A 16,837-nucleotide genomic window follows, 5' to 3' on the forward strand; every position below is an offset into this window, starting at 1 on the left:
CCTAGCCTCCTCTCGAACGGCACACTTTTATTATTTTACCACATCCCAGTAAAGCACTACAACATAACAGCGTTGACGGGCCTGCGGGAGATGACTTTAGCTAGTGTAGATCTCTGGTTTCAATATGCCGATAAATGGAAGGTTGCGATATTTCTCTGCATAATCCAGACCATATCCGACAACGAACTCGTCTGGAAGCTCATATCCTGCATAGTCAGGCTCGAGTTCCACGGTTCTGCGTGCCGGTTTATTAAACAGCGCAACGACCGAGACCGTCTTGGCATTGCGGCGTTCTAGCACATCAATCAGATAAGTCAACGTTAAACCACTATCGATAATGTCCTCCACGATCAGGATATGACGTCCTTCTACAGGTACATCGAGATCTTTAATAATCTTGACCACACCGGAGGATTTCGTGGATTGACCATAGCTCGATACCGCCATGAAATCAATTTCCAACGGTACTCTAATTTGCTTAACCAGGTCAGCCATGAAAATGAAAGCTCCCTTAAGCACGCAAATGACCAATGGGTTTTTGCCTTCGTAATCACTTGAAAGTCGATCCCCTAGTTCTTTGATCTTGTTCTGAATTTGTTCTTCGCTGTAAAGAACTTCTTGAATGTCGCTGTACAAGGATGAACCCCCTAGATTATATTATGAATCCTTATAAATTTACATTCTAGAAGAACGAAATTTACACGTGTTACTGCAGCACGAGCTTCATATGAAGCACACGTTCTGTATCCGGTCCAACCAAAGCATGCTTGGACCTACGAAAGCCAGCAATCCAGAGGATTTGCCCGGAAGCATCGACCAGTAACGGAATGACATCGCGCCGACTTAACGGCATCTTGGCATCAATGAACATATCTTTTACCTTTTTGGACCCGTTTAAACCATGTGGTTCCAATCGATCTCCTGATCTGCGGCTCCTTAACACGAGCGGCAAGCGGAGTTGATCCAGATCCAAACTTACATCCGTTGCTGATGAGTAATGAATAGCGGTCTCTGGGGAACTGACCTGCATCCAAGAGAAGTGGAACTTGGCCTCAGCTTCCGGCAGGTACAGCTCGCTTGTCGCGGGTCCGATCTCATACGAATAAGATTTCGGAACGGGAGCAGCGGTCTGAAATTGAATGGCTTCATATTCTCTCACTATATAAAGCTCTTCATCCACCTGTAGGATTTGATTTGAAACCTGATGCTGCACAATCAACTCGCGAATACGTTCAATTCGACCATAATCCAAACGATCCATTCCCAAACAAAGACAGTTTAATATTAATTTAATCAAACGCCTTTGTAAAGCAAGGTGCAGTTCGGTGAAATCACTTCGCTCTAGGCGGCAACAGCCTGGCCGGAAAGTCGTTATTCGGCGGAAAACCAGCTCGGCTTCTCTGCCTAAATAATCATCCTCAGCTTGCATTAAGTCCGCCAGTCGGTTCAGTGATTCCGAAAATTGTTCATTATAGGTCTTCAGCATCGGCATAACATCCAGCCGAATTTGATTGCGAAAATACTTCCGCAGCAGATTGCTGCTATCCATACAATAAAGCATTTCATGCTGAGCACAATAATTCACAATATCTGTTTTGTATATACGTAGAAAAGGACGAATCAGTTCCACTTTTTTTTCGAGCCTTCGTTCCGGCATGCCAATCAGCCCCGCAGGACCCGTACCGCGGAGTATTCGCATCATAATTGTTTCGGCTTGATCATCCGCATGATGGGCCAAAGCGATGCGCTTCGCACCATATTTGGCCGCCACCTGATGGAGGAATTCGTACCTCTTCTCGCGTGCCGCGGCTTGCCCGTTCAGCGATGTTTCTTCTATATATGCCGGAACGTTAATAACGCCGATTTCACACTCAAGCCCCATCGAGGCAGCCAGTTCCTCTACAAACAAAGCTTCTGCATCGGATTCCTCGCCTCGGAATTGATGATTGACATGCGCAGCAATCAGCTTCCAGCCATGCCGCTCGCTTAACACAAAAAGGACATGAAGCAGCGCCACAGAGTCAGGCCCGCCTGAAACTGCAACAACAACCACATCTCCTGAAGCTATAAGCTTGTGTTCTATAATGCGTTGTTCCACCTGAACTGCTAATTCCGTTTCCATATGTATCCCTTCTCTTCATGCACTTGCTTCCTGACACACACTACCAATAAATATAAACGGTTGCTCCAAAAATAAAAATAGAAGCAGCGAAGCATATTTTCAACCATGGCATTTTGAGCGTCGATTGTGCAATTTTTTTCGTGGATACGAGTGTTCTCCAATATTGATAAGCTTCTCGTGAGGTACGAAACTCCCCATTCAAGGCTTTATGAAGAAAAGGCCCGATATGAGCAGCCACCGCATTCTCACGAATAACGGCTGTTAATTCTTCCAGATCTCGGTTTTGAGGCAGGGTTTTCGTTAAGCCTGTGAAGCGTTTCCGCTGATCCAGCGATTTCAATAGCAATATAGCAAATGAGAATAGATCGTAGCTTTCCTCCGCGACGCGTTCGCCGCGATTCCAAAAACCGCGATCATACACCTCGGTCAATTGCTTGATTGCTCTGCCCTTAGATGTCACACCGCCAAAATCGATGAGGTCCACATCTCCATATTTAGAAACAATCATATTCTCAATCTTCAGATCCCCGAAGACGTAACCACTCTGATGAACTTCCGTCAGCTTCCGCAGCAAATTCGAACCTATGACATAGATCCAATCCTGCCCGCGCTTATGTATAAAATCAGAAATCGTCATTCCTTCAATATATCGCATGACGTAGAAGGAAATCTCTTTACCGCCCACTGTCATATCATCCGCATCTATCAAAAAATTCTTGAACGAGGTCTCTGTCAGCGAGATGGCAAGCAATGAGTTAATCTCCGATTGATGATCAACCGTCTCATGACCTGCTTTCAACGCAAATCTGGCTGTTCCTCTTCGTACGAGAGCCACAATCCCATTAGAACCAGCACCTAATAAACGTTCGACCACATACACCCGGCCGTTCCATTTCCCTTGGATTTCTGATCCTGGACGGAAGGCGTCTTCATACCACGTAGTCACTCAGCATCCCATCCTCGGTTTTTGGTGAGAAAGGCTTTTCCGTCACATACTGCAGCGTTTGCAGCAGCGCCGGACCTGTTGGAGTTGTACCCTTCATGTTTATTTTATAGAACATCTTGTCCAAATTTGCAAGCTGATTCGTCCAGCCGAGGTCCATTTCCAGCTCTTGATCACTAGTTTTGGTTGATGGAAAATGAAAAACAGCCAGTTCACTCTTCCCTGTACGGGCTCTAAGACTCAGCAAAAGATCACGAATGGCTTCGCGAACTGCCGCAAGTTTAGGCTTCATACTGGCACTAGCATCTATTAAAAGAGCTACACGAAGAGACGTGGTTTCGCTCATCGTATCAATCACCTGAACGACCTGAGACCGCTTGTCAGGCGGCAGCTGCTCCAATTGATTCGAGCCAAGTATGCTTTGCAATTCTTTGCCTACAGCATGCTGAATCGTTGTAGTGACCGTTTTGCGCGTCATCATCTGCACCGTTTGTGAAAGCTGGCCCGAATCTACGATTCGACTCATCCCGCCGCCAGCAGCGGAAATCTCACGAATTTCTTCAGAACCCAGCAAACCTAACTCCCCATGATCGATTACCCCAATAACATTCACCGTAACGCCTTCCGCCTGTGCTTGTGCAGCTGCTATGACCGGACTCACCCCTACATTGGAACATCCGTCTGTAATTAAAAGAATCTGCTTCATCATCATATTTGCCTCCCTGGCTGATAGGATTATCGCTCTAGTAGTTTTACTCCTAGTTTTTCCATTTTTGAGAGAGTCTAATCATGGTTCGAGCAAAGGAAATGAAAAGACAGCCCACCCGTGGTACAGGCAGACTGTCTTGAGATTGAAATTCGAATCGGATACTACCTTGTGAATCTTCTTCTTAGGATTAGGCCTAACAGAACCAAGGTGATACCTGCGATTTCTACATACAAGTGACTAGACTCTCCCGTTACCGGAAGGGTTTCTGGCTTCGTTATAGGCGGGATTCCCCCTAATGGAACGCTATTATCACTATCGATAGGAATGTCCGGCTCCGTCGATTTGGGATCCGTGGATGGCGTAGGAACCGCTGGCGGTGATGGCATTGGCGTTATAGTAGGCGCTGGCGTTATCGACGGTGATGGCGTATTTCCAGGTACTGAGCTTGGCGTTGGGCTTGGTGTCGAACTTGACGTTGTTCTATCTGGTGTTGGCGTTGATGTTGATGTTGGCCCATCTGGTGTTGGTGTCGGTGTCGGGCTTGATGATGGTCCCTCTGGTGTTGGCGTTGGTGTCGGTGTCGGTGTTGGCGTCGGGGTAGGCGTTCCCGGATCAGGCACCTTAGTATTTATGACATTTAAACTCAGAACATCCGCTGAATGGAGCGTTACTGGGTTCTCTTCTCTGTTTAATACATAACCAGAAGGCGCTGTTTTCTCAACTACAACATAATCGCCTGCAAGCAGTTCCTTAAAGACAACAGATCCTGTTTCATCCGTCGTTAATGTGTTAATCAACGTCCTTGCCGTACCTGACTTCCGATACAGTTCAAAGGTTGCGCCACCAAGCAATAAGGTGTTATTGGCTGAGTCAATCTTCTTAACGGTCAATGATCCTCGAACCCCGCTGCCCGTACCGGACCCTCCAGAAACACCTACCACAATATCCTTCGTTGTTTCTTTCACTACTGAGGTTACATTGCTGCCGCTGAGACTAACTTTATTGGAAACCGTATCGTGATCGTTCGCCGTAATTAAGGACTGATACTCCAAAATATAAGGACTCGATATCTGATTAACGAAACTCAGTTCAAAAGTTTGTTTGCCATCATTGCTCGTTTTAATGACCAAATTGTAGTCCGTGCCCTTCGTTAATTCCGATCCTTTGGTCACATTGCCATTGACAGCTGCAAGCGCAGCGAATAAATGGAAGGAATTCGGCAGCAATTGCTGATTGCTTGTAGGCGTATCGACGATTTTGGCATCGTTCAATGTGGATTGGCTGCGATTAATTGAAATGGTCCAGTTTATTTTGTCTCCGCTTTGTTCACCGCTTTTGCTGACGTATTCTCCGCCCATTGGGATGTTAAGGGTGGCACTTAAATTATTAGTAATAGGATTTTCTCCGTCAAATGCTCTAGCCGTGTTGGAAACCATGCTGTTAATAAGCTGGCCTTTCAGACTCGTCTTAAAGACAATGTAATAAGCTCCTGGGAGGGAGGGATCGAATTTAACTACTAGTTTGTTTTGACTATCAACCGTGTACGTGTATTTAGACTTGTCGACTAACTCCCCTTGGGATGCGTTGCCGTCAACAGGGATGATCATGTTGTAGACGGCAAGCGAACCATCTATCAGCTTCTGATTAGACTCCAGCGTATCCTGAACGGCAGCCTTTTCAGCAGCCTTGCTGTTGTAATTGACCCCCACTGTCCAAGTAATCTCTTTGGAAGCCGCATTGTAGGCGCCATATTTAAACCCATTATTCTTCACTTCATCTCTGGGAATAAATGTTGCCGTTGTCGTTTTGGTCTGCGAAACCTCAGTTTTGTCTAGCCAATCAATTTTAGCTGAATTTATGAAGTTTGTAGTTCCTTGCGGATTAATCCAATCTATATTAAAGTCCGTTTTGTAATTAATCGACAAAGGCTCTGAGAGCGGGTTGGTGAGTTTGACGAGGAATCCATCACCCGGATCTATCGAACTATCCAGAACATAATCAGCCGACGTTAAGGTCACAGTCCCTTTTTTGATGACGATCGAGCTTGGTATGAAACGCATGCCCTTATTCGGAAATGTATCTCTCACAACCACGCTGTTCATCAACTGACTATCCCGGTTAATGACCAAACTCCAAGCTTCCGTTCTAGCCTTGTAATCTGCCGGTCCAGGGTACTTCAAAATAATTCCCTGTTCAACAGCGCGTGAAGCTGAACCACTGGATCCGCTACCTGACTCAACGGTATTCTTAATGATCGCGTTATCCAGAACACGATTGTTTGCTTTAGTTTGGTACGTAATTTTATAGGCTGAGGAGATTTGGTTATTAAATTGCAGTTTAAATCCTTTCCGGCCAGCAGCTGCCTCCGACGTTACCGTGTACTCAGAAGCTGGCAGTTCACTGCCCAGTGTTTCGGTTCCATTCGAACTCAGTGTAACCGGATAGACATGAAGAGAGCCCGCGATTAAATCTTGCGTATCATTGAATAGGTCCTTTAGGAAGGCAATGGGTTGGGCAATGGTCTTCTCTTTATAATTATATTTAATGGACCAGCTAATAATTTGCGTAATAGGACTATAGCCTACCTCCGCTTTTTCCAAATCATTGCCTTGCTGCACCTGAACCGTCGCAGACGCGGAAACAGCGCCTTTATTGCTTCCTCCGAACGTTGCCGTATTCACGAAAGACACTTTGTTGGAATCCGTTATTGGCGTCGTATATTGAATGCGATAAGCCTTAGTAATGGGACTATCCGTGAACCGAATAGCCAGATTTGCTCCCGTTACATTGACTGTATATTGGCTGGCATCCACCAATGCTCCCTGCACCACAGTTCCATCTAGATGAACCCCTAGTTCATAAACTGCTACCGTAACAGGAACAGATAGACCTGTTGGGATAGGATCCGTTACCACTGCATTCTGAACAGAATCCAGCGCCTTATTCACATCAACAGTCCAATTAATATCCTTGGAATTGAAACCTGCAGATACTCCTTTTTTATCAATTGTTGAGGTGACCGTCGGTCGGAAATGAAGAATGAAAACCTGCTCTCCCGTATTAACCGGTATGGTAATTTTGACAATCGTGCTTTCGGTTATTTGGCTTTTATCTATTTGCGTTTTGAAGGTGAGCGTACCATGTACATTATCATGGCTTTCTATGTAGTTGTTAAAGGTGATCACCACTTGATGACTAGTCCGGTCAACATGGAACGTTCCTAACTGATCCTGCCCCATCACCAAGCCACCGTTGATATCATTAAAAAGCAAAAATTGCTGCGGCAGCGTGAAGGTAAACGTATCGCCGCTATGATACCCGTGACCATTCGGCAGAGACCACGTATAGTCCAGCTTCACCGTGGAGTTCGGCTCGTAAACATCGCCCGTAACGACCTGCCCTGAACTGTCGTATACAGCCATGGTCACACTGTCTAGAATGTTGTTCGATATTGTGTTCGCACTGGCCGTCGTCACAAAGCCAATCCCATAAATACTCTGCATAAGAATTAATAATGTAACCAGCAGCGTACTCATTTTTTTCTTCAACATCATTATTCAAACCTCCATTCACAATTTAATTCTTGTAGAGATTATTTATTTGTATCTTATGCAATTGATACAAGTTGTATCATTATTAATAGTATATGATACAACTTGTATTGTAAATCATTGGAATTCATATTTCTTCACATCGAATAACGAACAAAAAAACCTGCACTCAGTTATGAGTACAGGTTACTTCCCTATCTTAATATATTCTGGCTGCTTTATAATTAGCACTGTTTTTTTCCAACTCTACGACTTCACCGGCTTGTACATGCACAGCATCATAAGTGGTATCAATCGTCACCCATTCATTACGTTCCTTCAAGAAAACTTGATTCCACGCATGATAGGTCTCAGGGGCATGTGTCTCATATCCCATAACAAGACGGGTCGGAATTCCTTCACTTCTTGCCATTGCTGCAAACGTAGAAGCATAGTCGTAGCAGATTCCTTCGGAAGCCTCGTAAACCATATCCAGATCAGGTATGTAACTATCTGCAACGGTTTGGGCCTTCTTATAATCGTATTTAAAATGGGTCGTGATATAACCGTAAATGGCCTTTATTTTGTCCATATCCGTGTCTTTACTGCCCGCTAATTGCTTAGCCTTAACGACTGCTTTGGACTCCGTATTCCAATCAATCAGTGGAATGGCCTGTAGAAAGACAGCATTCTCGTCTTCCATCTTCAAATCTATCTGTTCTTGTGCAACTACTTTATATTTGTTCGTTCCTATGGACTCGCCGATCACCACGCTATAAGCGCCATTGCCAAGCTGCAAAGGGTACTGATCTCCCTCTGCGAAGGTATAATCATATTTGACATTCCCACTCATGATTCGGACGAGAACTTTGGTATTCTTCGCTCTTTCATAGTTAACCGAGATAATCCCCTTATTCAGAGCAACTTTGTCAATAATGGGCGTGGGGGAAGCTGCCCATATCCCTTGAGGGGCAAGACTGCCTAGTAGCGTTGCAAGAATCGCTAGTCTGACTGGTTTCTTAAGCACAAGAAATCTCCTTTCGGTAACTGGCTGCCAACTTAGTTCTACTAAGGAAGGCCCTTTAGCTTTGCGTCTCTAGTTTTCGCTAGATTTGCCTTTATCGGAGAAGAGCACCGAATCCCTATACAGCAATCTTAACATAGGCTTGTATCTCTGAATAGACAAAATATTACATTTTTTATTTCTCAGGCTGCACTAAAATCCCCTTAATCGCAATACGGTGAGTCGGATTTTCCATAGGATGGCAAGTAATTAGCGTAATCTCCCGATCTTTGCCGTTGCCTTTGAGCACCCAGACGTCTTCCGGGAGGACATACTGCTTATCAACCACTTTATAGACATACTTTTTATTCCCGCTATCTACTTCGACTAAATCACCTTCGGTGACTTCATCTAATCGATTGAAGTTTTTTCCGTAGGTCAGGTTTCGATGACCCGCAATCGCATAATTGCCAATGGCCCCTGCTTTTCCGGTATTGGCGATACTGGCAACAGAGATTTTCAAATTATTCACTGTAGCATCCGTTAGAATAGGCAGCTTGAGGTCTATTTTATCAATAATGAGAATACCTTCCATGTTCTTGGGCATCGCTGCAGGCTTCGGCGTCGCCGCGACGGCCACAGGAGCCTGCTGGCTGCTTGTCGGCGTTGCCTCAACCGCAGGTTCAGGGGAAGCCGCGACAGGCACATCCTCCGGCAGTGATTCCTCGGGCTCAACAACAGCCTGATCCATCATTTGCAGATTGTCTTCCCATTGCTTCAAAATCTTCTGCTGCTGAAAGCTCTCATACCGGTCGTTAGCCATCGGATAGAAGAAAATGATAATCCCAAGAACGATACATAACAGTGACAGCTTTTTTCTAATCACCAGAGGTACCTGCCTTTCTCATGGATCTCATGTGCAAGTGCGCTTTCCCAAAAAATCCCACCAATAATGCGCCTTATTTCTATTCTATATCGTAGAAAGAATCCCTGCTCCAAGGTCTGTGAAAGCAGTCCCGGCCGACGCAGTCAGAGCAAAGAGGAATCTTGTCGAAATAGGTAAAAATTGTTCAGAATTTGTTCAGTCTTCTTTGATGTAATAAAAAGAATTCTTTTTTTGGCATAATTTGTTGGATGGAAGGTCCAGAAGCTTTAATTCGAAGGAGGTGACGATGGATCGGGCAATCTCCACGACTACATAGACACTGCTTACTTGATGGATAAGATTGTTCATCTTCAGACATAGATTAACGCGATTACAACAGTATTTTATCTTATGCCAAGAAGAATGAAGGTTTAGAGTCGTTTGAGAGACATGCAGTTGGAATATTTTACAACAAAATACATTGCCAGCTCATGTCATCTGATTTTGGGGGAGCAATGTATGGAACATTTATTGGGTTTGAAAAGAAGCAGGACTCTCTTCCTATTTCCTAAAAGAGTGCTTTTCCTGCTTATGGCCTTATCGCTGGCTATATTGCCGTATTACAACCTTGTTGCGTCTGCCGCTGTTTCCTTGACTCTGGAGAAATCCGTAGACAAGACATCAGCAGCACCAGGAGAAACGATTACGTATACGATCAAGTATGCGAATCCAGGCACAATTGGCAATACCGACAACATGGTTATTACGGATAATTTGCCGAACACACTCGATTTCATCGATGTCGATACGACAGCAGATGTGGATCATGTGGACACAAGCACGCCAGGTGTTGTCAAGTATGTCATGAAAACGCCTCTGGCCAATGGTCAAACTGGCATCCTGAAATTAAGAGCCAAGTTCAAGCCAGGAACAACGCAACCAGGCGACATCGCCAAAAATACGGCAATCGCTACGGCAAACGGCGCCACTTCTCCACTTGCTTCTGCGCCTGTTGTAACAGCCGTCGTGAATGCCACCGATTGGTCGATTTCCAAAACAAAAATCGTCCCAACGGTAGATCCTGTTTTAAACAGCAATGTTACTTATCAGATTAAGCTAAAAGGGAACAGCTCAGGCGGTTCCAACATCCAGAACGTAGGCATCTTCGATACTTTGCCTCCTGGTGCAACGGTAGTTTCCGCTGACGGCGGTGATTACACGTCGGTTCCCGGCTCGGTTTACTGGAACCTCCCTACTTTAGCTACGGGACAGGAACGTGTTTATAATGTGGTCCTGAACTTCCCATCTCCTACCTTTAGCGTAGGGCAAACCGTTACGAATTCTGTGTATGCCAAAGGCAAGAGTCTGAGCGGTGCGAATCTAACGACAAATACGGCAGTTGCGACCCATTTACTTGCTAGCCCATCGCCAGGAACAAGCGGCATTAATAAGGATTCCCGACAAGCCAATGACAAGTACTCCATCGGCCAAATTGTTGATTATAAAATTAACAGCTTCGGAAATACCGGCAACGTGCCCTTGGACAAATTTATTGTCGAAGATGCCATACCAAGCGATATTCACTTGACCCAAGTGTCCACAGGTTCTTACGCGAACAATTCAGGTGTTGTTGCCAATGTGTATTATCAAAAAGACAATAACCCTACTTGGATTCCATGGACAAACGGTGCAGATCTCGATACGAGCAGTAATCATGTATTAAATGTATCTGACTTAGCCATCGGTGGCTCCATCGTTTCCAAGGTTGCTTGGAACTTCAGCACCGTACCTAGCGGCTTCCGCATTGCTTCCGATATTCATGTTAAAGGAACACTGCTTAATACAGCTGCAGTAGGCCAGACTATTACCAATACAGCTACGCTTAAATCCGAATATGCCTCTGTGCCATTGCCCAACAAAACGGATTTCGTAGATATTACGGTAGCAGCCTCTCTCCCTTGGCTTGTGGCGAGTAAATCCGTCAATAATGGTTCTGTCAAAATTGACGATACCGTTACCTATAAGCTGCGGATTAAGAATCATGACTATGCAACAGGAAATCTGACTATGCCGACTGTAGTGGATCTGTTTCCTAAGGAATTAGAGAACTTTTCCTACACAGCAAATCAGACTCTCTCTGGCACCACGACACCGGTTCCAGGTGCTTCGATTACTTTTAACCAACGTACAAAAACAGTAAACTCCGTCAACTATAATGTGTATCAATGGGATTTCCCAGGAATTACACTACAACCCGGAGATTTCATTGATGTTAATGTAAGTGGAAAAGTCAAAGCAAATACAACAAACGGCTATTTCAAAAATACGATGTACGCTGCGGCTTCAGGTGTGCTCGATGATAGAAGCTCAACAGTCAACGATACGAATGACTGGGACAATAACCCAGCTACGACCAAGCTGGCTACCGCTTCCATCGACGTGTATGTCAAATTCAAAGGCTCCCTGGAATCCATTAAATGGGTTAAGGGCGAATTGGACTCAGCCTTCAGCAAAGAACCTGCCTATGGCAAGACCTTGCCTGGCGGGAAAGCCATGTATCAACTTCGGGTTAGCAACAAAGATTCTAACGGCCCTATCTCCAATGTCGTTATTATCGATAAGCTGCCTCGTATTGGCGATACAGGCGTAGTTGATAGCAACGGTCGTGATACCAAGTGGAGACCGTATTTGGTGAATAATGTCACCGGTGCGGACGGGGGCGCTTTTACGATCGTGAAATCGGATGATATCAATCATTTCTTACGTTCTGTAACAGGTGTTCAGATCTTCTATTCAACTAGTCTGACTCCAAATATGTCCGATATTTCACAATCGCTTCCTCCACATAACGATACCGGTTGGAGTTTAACGCCTCCAGATGACATTACAACAGTTACCGCACTCAAGTTTGTCTTGGGCAGCAACGTTGTTCTGTCTCCAGGAGAATCTATCGTATTGGAATGGGATATGCGGGCGCCAGTAAGTGCTCCAACCAACAAGGTTGCATGGAATTCCTTTGGATACGGCGCTACTTACCCTGATGTGAATGGTCCAGAAGCCTTCTTGCCTTCCGAGCCCAACAAGGTAGGATTTGAAGTTGAACCTTATCCTGCTAACACGGCCAGTCTGGGAGACTTCATATGGAAAGACACCAATGCAGACGGCATTCAAGATCCCGGAGAAACAGGTATTAATGGGATCCTCGTTAATCTTTACAGCAATTCCGATTTAGTTAACCGGATCTCTTATACCAGAACCGGTGATGAGCACGGAACTGGCAAACCCGGTTACTATGAATTTCCAAATCTAGCTTCAGGTGACTATACCGTAGAATTCATCATGCCAGCCAACTACTACCTCTCGCCTAATGATCAAGGGAGTGGACCCAATGCGGATGAATTAGATAGCGATTTTACTCTCTACGACAGCACCAATAGAACTTATCATGCCAGCACCCATCTTTCTGCTAATGAACATAATATGACCATTGATGCAGGTATCTTCACTAGAGGTGCTATTGGCGATTTTGTATGGAACGATATCAATATGAATGGCGTACAAGATGCCGGAGAGCCAGGAATTGGCGGCGTTGTCGTCAACTTGTACAAGAATAACGTTCCTGAAACAACGTTTAAGAAAACAACTACGACTGACGTCAACGGCCGATACAGTTTCCCTGATCTAGATCCGTATAACTACATCGTGGAATTCATCCGACCAACCGGCTATAAAGCAACCCTTCAAAACAAGCCCGGCGATGATACCAAAGATTCGGATGCTGACGAAGTGACAGGGAAAAGCCATGTCATTAACTTAACCTCCGGACAGACGGATAACACGATTGATGCTGGCTTTTATCTTGCCGAGCTTGGCAACCTAGTTTGGCATGATCGTAATGGAAACGGGATTCAGGATGCAGGAGAACCTGGCATATCCGGAGCGACCGTGAAACTCTACAACGCGTCCAACCTAGCTACTGCGCTTTATACAACTACGACGAATGGAAACGGTATTTATAACTTTTCCAATCTTCTTCCAGGTAGCTATGTGGTTAAATTTAGTCGCCCTGCAGGCTACGACTTCTTTTCGCCAGCCAACATCGGCTCGGATGATGAGAAAGACAGCGATGCGATCTATGCGGCTCGCACCGATGCAGATGCCAGCACGAGTGTGATAACATTAAATGAAGGCGGACGCGATTACAGCTACGATGCAGGTGTTTACAAGCCAGCTAGTCTTGGCGACTATGTTTTCTTGGATGCCAACAAAAATGGCATTCAAGATGCAGGAGATTCCCCATTCGGAGGGGTTGTCGTCAATCTCTATCTAGCGTCTGATCCAACAACGGTGATTAAGACAACAACTACTGATGTCGCGGGCTTGTATAAATTCACCAACCTAGACCCAGGCAGCTATATTGTTGAATTTAAAAAGCCTCTAGGCTATGACTTCACCCTCAAAGCTCAAGGCGGAAATGACCTTGCAGACTCTGATGCAGATCCGACTACAGGAAGAACAGTACCCATCACCTTATTATCAGGCGATAATAACTTGTCGGTGGATGCCGGATTGTTCCTTCTGACAAACGGCTCTATCGGGGACATCGTTTGGCATGATCTGAATGCCAATGGCATTCAAGATGCCGGAGAACTTGGCATTCCCGGAGTTGCCGTTGAGCTGTACGACGCAAGCACGAATACGAAGCTAAGCTCCACAACGACTGATGGAGGAGGACACTATTTATTCACCAATCTCCCTCTGAACGCAAGCTACAAAGTGAAATTCCTTAAACCTAGTGGCTTTAAGGATAGTCCAGCCAATGCAGGAAACGACGATACGAAGGATTCAGACAGAGATCCTGTCACCGAATTCAGCCATGATATTTCGATTCTTGCAACCGTCAATGATCTTACTATTGATGCTGGATTCTACAAGCTTGCTAAACTGGGCGATAAAGTATTTATTGATGCCAATCGAAACGGCATTCAGGATGCTGGTGAAGAAGGCGTGCCTAACGCGATAGTAACCCTTTATCGTTCAAATGCACCTACTGTGGTGGTGGCAACTACGAAGACTGATGTGAATGGCAACTACTTGTTCGAAGATCTGGAACCTGGTTCCTATGAAGTCGCCTTCACGCCTATCTCCGGTTTTGCTTTTACTTCCAGTAACATAGGTCCAGATAGAGCGGTTGACTCCGATCCTAACATCTCAGGCCGTGTATACAACATTGTATTGGTGTCGGGAGAAGACAATAGAACGATAGACGCTGGCATCTATCCTTACAGCAATGATAATGGTGGTGGTGGCAGTGGTGGTGGTGGCGGTACAGCTCCTACGCCAAGTCCTACGCCTGGTCCAACAACAACACCTGGACCTACACCAACTCCAGCAGTGCCTACGCCTACACCGTCGCCAGGTGTGCCAACACCTTCACCGACGCCAGCACCGCCTGCGCCGACGCCTGCTCCAACGCCAGGACCAACAACGGCTCCTGTGCAGCCAGCTGTGACAGAAGAAGATACACCTGTAACTGGTAAAATACCAAACGCAGGTGAAAACAATCCTAGACCGGTAACCGTAGAAGAACAACCTAAGAACGGAACCGTGGAATTAACGGATGACGGCAATTGGATCTATACGCCCAAAGAAGGATTTAACGGCGATGATTCCTTTACAGTCGGAGTAACCAATGATAATGGTGATATTGATTATCAGAAGATTAATGTGAATGTGCTTCCGAAGGGCAGCAATAAAGGCGCTACGAAAACCTCACTTGTTCCAAAAACTGGCCAAGCGGCCCATAGTACCTACTATCTGACAGGACTAGCTATGGTTCTTGCCGGATTGAGCGCTCTTGGAGCCGTACGCTGGCAGCAGCGCAGAAACAAATAAATGCAAACAGGGGTGGCTTTAAGCCGCCCCTGCTTCTTTTCCACCAAGCCGCTGTTCTACTATAGCTATAGGAAGGGGAAGAAATGATTCCTAGGTCTTCATCTACCAAGCCTGTGAGATATCGACTACTGTATGGGGCAGCCTCGTTATTAATCGTAGGAGGAGCTTCCCTTTTGGCCATAGATCTCTACACGCAGCAGGCACAGAGCAAGCAAGCCGAGCAATTAAAGCAACAACTTGCAAGCATCCATACCACCCAGACGACTTACCCGTCTCCATCTATTGCGGATTCCAATCCCGGGCAAGGAGCAATCGCAGGTGAAACAAGCCCTGCCTCAACGCCCCAAAGTATCAATTGGAACAGCTTGCTTGCCATTAACAAAGAAATCGTCGGCTGGCTGCATATTGACGGCACTAGCGTCGATTATCCAGTCGTCCAGCATAAAGATAATGAGTACTATTTGCACAAGGATGCAGCAGGCCACGAATCAATTTACGGCAGCATCTTTATGGACTATCGCATTGATCTTAACCAACAACTAAGGAACACCATTATTTACGGGCATAATATGATAGATGGTTCTATGTTCGGAAGCCTTCAGAATTATAAAAACAAAGACTTTTTCTTGGCGAATCGCGATATTCTTCTGGAAACAATCGATCAGAAAACGAGCTGGGAGATCTTCTCCGTCTATACCATTGATGCGAGTAAAGATACCGTGGATATTTCCTATGACAACGCTCAGACCTTCCGTCAAGCTATCGATCAATATCGCAAAAAGTCGCTCTTCCAAGCCCCTGTCATTCCGCAAAAAGAAGACGAGATTCTCACGCTTGTAACTTGCAGCAACGAAACCGACGATACACGTTTAGTCCTTCATGCCGTGAAAAAAAAGGAGCCCTAGGGCTCCTTTTTATTTATAAAGCGTATCAGCGATCGGATAATCGCTTTCCACCCATGTATGACCCAAACCTTTCAATGCTGCATTAGTTACATTAAAATACGCTCTAGATTGCACACCTGGCTGATCAGGAGTAGGATCGTCGAAGACCGTATCCAGCATGTACCAGTTATTCTCAATATGAACTTGATTCCACATGTGCGTTTGTGCCGGATCACCGTTCAGATAGCCGACTACCAGATGACTTTCAATCCCTGCTTTTGCAAGAAGCTTGTATGTGAGGATCGCGTACCCCTGACATACCGCTTTATGATTATACAGTGCTGAGTAGGCCGTATGCCCAATTTCACCTAAATCCTCATACGAGGTAGTTGAAACCACATAGTCATGAATCGCGGATTCCTTCTGGAAATCACTCATGTCCGGCTTCAAAATGTCCCCCAGAATCCGATCAACTTCCTTGTTAACGTAGGCATCCTGCTCGGCTGTTGTCAAGTATTCCGGCGTTAAGGTAATCGTCAGATTGCCGACGCTTCCCTTCATTTTATAAGACAGACTTTTTAAATCCCAAAACAAATCTTCTCTTACTGTCTCACGGGCATGATCGATAGAATCACGAATTCCTTGTAGATAACTTGCAGAATCTTTCATATCTTTGGATGTATAGGTAATCGTAATCGTTGCTGATTTCTTAGCCAATTCTTCTTTGATCGTTTGTTCTAACTTAGGCTGTGTATTAACCTCCGCTTGCGTACTGCTAGCTTCAGCATGCACACTCGTAGTGAGGACAAACAAACAAATTGCGGACGATACGACTAGCATTTTAAATTTAGTAAACATGACAAAAAACCTCCCTTGTTATGAAGCC

Annotated in this window: 10 protein-coding genes and 1 riboswitch; of the genes, 2 read left to right on the forward strand and 8 right to left on the reverse strand. The window is 45.4% G+C overall.

From position 1 onward, the window contains the following. Nucleotides 1–96: 96 nt before the first annotated feature. The 7 genes from hpt to BC351_RS27650 form a co-directional block, all read right to left on the reverse strand. A complete protein-coding gene (gene hpt, locus BC351_RS27620; protein ID WP_079417095.1) occupies nucleotides 97–636 on the reverse strand; it encodes a hypoxanthine phosphoribosyltransferase in 540 nt (179 codons plus the stop codon). A 70-nt stretch (nucleotides 637–706) separates the two neighbouring features. Next, the gene (tilS, locus tag BC351_RS27625; protein WP_079417097.1) at nucleotides 707–2,122 is read right to left on the reverse strand and encodes a tRNA lysidine(34) synthetase TilS; all 1,416 of its coding nucleotides are present in this window, start codon (nucleotides 2,120–2,122) and stop codon (nucleotides 707–709) included. A gap of 40 nt (nucleotides 2,123–2,162) precedes the next feature. Then, nucleotides 2,163–3,068, reverse strand: a complete 906-nt coding sequence (locus BC351_RS27630) for a protein kinase domain-containing protein (RefSeq protein ID WP_079417099.1) — start codon at nucleotides 3,066–3,068, stop codon at nucleotides 2,163–2,165. Then, on the reverse strand, nucleotides 3,052–3,771 hold the full coding sequence (locus BC351_RS27635) for a vWA domain-containing protein (RefSeq protein ID WP_079417181.1): 720 nt from the start codon (nucleotides 3,769–3,771) through the stop codon (nucleotides 3,052–3,054). The genes BC351_RS27630 and BC351_RS27635 overlap by 17 nt, the downstream gene beginning before the upstream one ends. 164 nt (nucleotides 3,772–3,935) lie before the next feature. Further along, complete coding sequence (locus BC351_RS27640; protein WP_244209200.1) at nucleotides 3,936–7,328, reverse strand: collagen binding domain-containing protein; 3,393 nt, start codon at nucleotides 7,326–7,328, stop codon at nucleotides 3,936–3,938. A gap of 196 nt (nucleotides 7,329–7,524) precedes the next feature. Next, complete coding sequence (locus tag BC351_RS27645) at nucleotides 7,525–8,331, reverse strand: transglutaminase-like domain-containing protein (protein WP_079417101.1); 807 nt, start codon at nucleotides 8,329–8,331, stop codon at nucleotides 7,525–7,527. A 12-nt stretch (nucleotides 8,332–8,343) separates the two neighbouring features. After that, nucleotides 8,344–8,431, reverse strand: a riboswitch (cyclic di-GMP riboswitch). Between the two features lie 72 nt (nucleotides 8,432–8,503). Beyond that, the gene (locus BC351_RS27650) at nucleotides 8,504–9,193 is read right to left on the reverse strand and encodes a class D sortase (RefSeq protein ID WP_079417103.1); all 690 of its coding nucleotides are present in this window, start codon (nucleotides 9,191–9,193) and stop codon (nucleotides 8,504–8,506) included. Between the two features lie 498 nt (nucleotides 9,194–9,691). On the opposite strand from BC351_RS27650, the gene BC351_RS27655 reads away from it, so the two are divergent. Together BC351_RS27655 and srtB are read left to right on the forward strand one after the other, a co-directional pair. Continuing rightward, nucleotides 9,692–15,067 carry an SdrD B-like domain-containing protein gene (locus BC351_RS27655; protein ID WP_158082248.1) on the forward strand — a complete coding sequence of 1,792 codons (5,376 nt, stop codon included), beginning with the start codon at nucleotides 9,692–9,694 and terminating at the stop codon, nucleotides 15,065–15,067. Between the two features lie 83 nt (nucleotides 15,068–15,150). Next, nucleotides 15,151–15,972, forward strand: a complete 822-nt coding sequence (gene srtB / locus BC351_RS27660) for a class B sortase (RefSeq protein ID WP_079417107.1) — start codon at nucleotides 15,151–15,153, stop codon at nucleotides 15,970–15,972. Between the two features lie 9 nt (nucleotides 15,973–15,981). Here the strand turns inward: srtB and BC351_RS27665 are convergent, their stop codons facing one another. Next, a complete protein-coding gene (locus BC351_RS27665) occupies nucleotides 15,982–16,809 on the reverse strand; it encodes a transglutaminase domain-containing protein (protein WP_079417109.1) in 828 nt (275 codons plus the stop codon). Nucleotides 16,810–16,837: the final 28 nt, after the last annotated feature.

The sequence above is a fragment of the Paenibacillus ferrarius genome (assembly GCF_002027705.1).
Taxonomy (GTDB): domain Bacteria; phylum Bacillota; class Bacilli; order Paenibacillales; family NBRC-103111; genus Paenibacillus_E; species Paenibacillus_E ferrarius.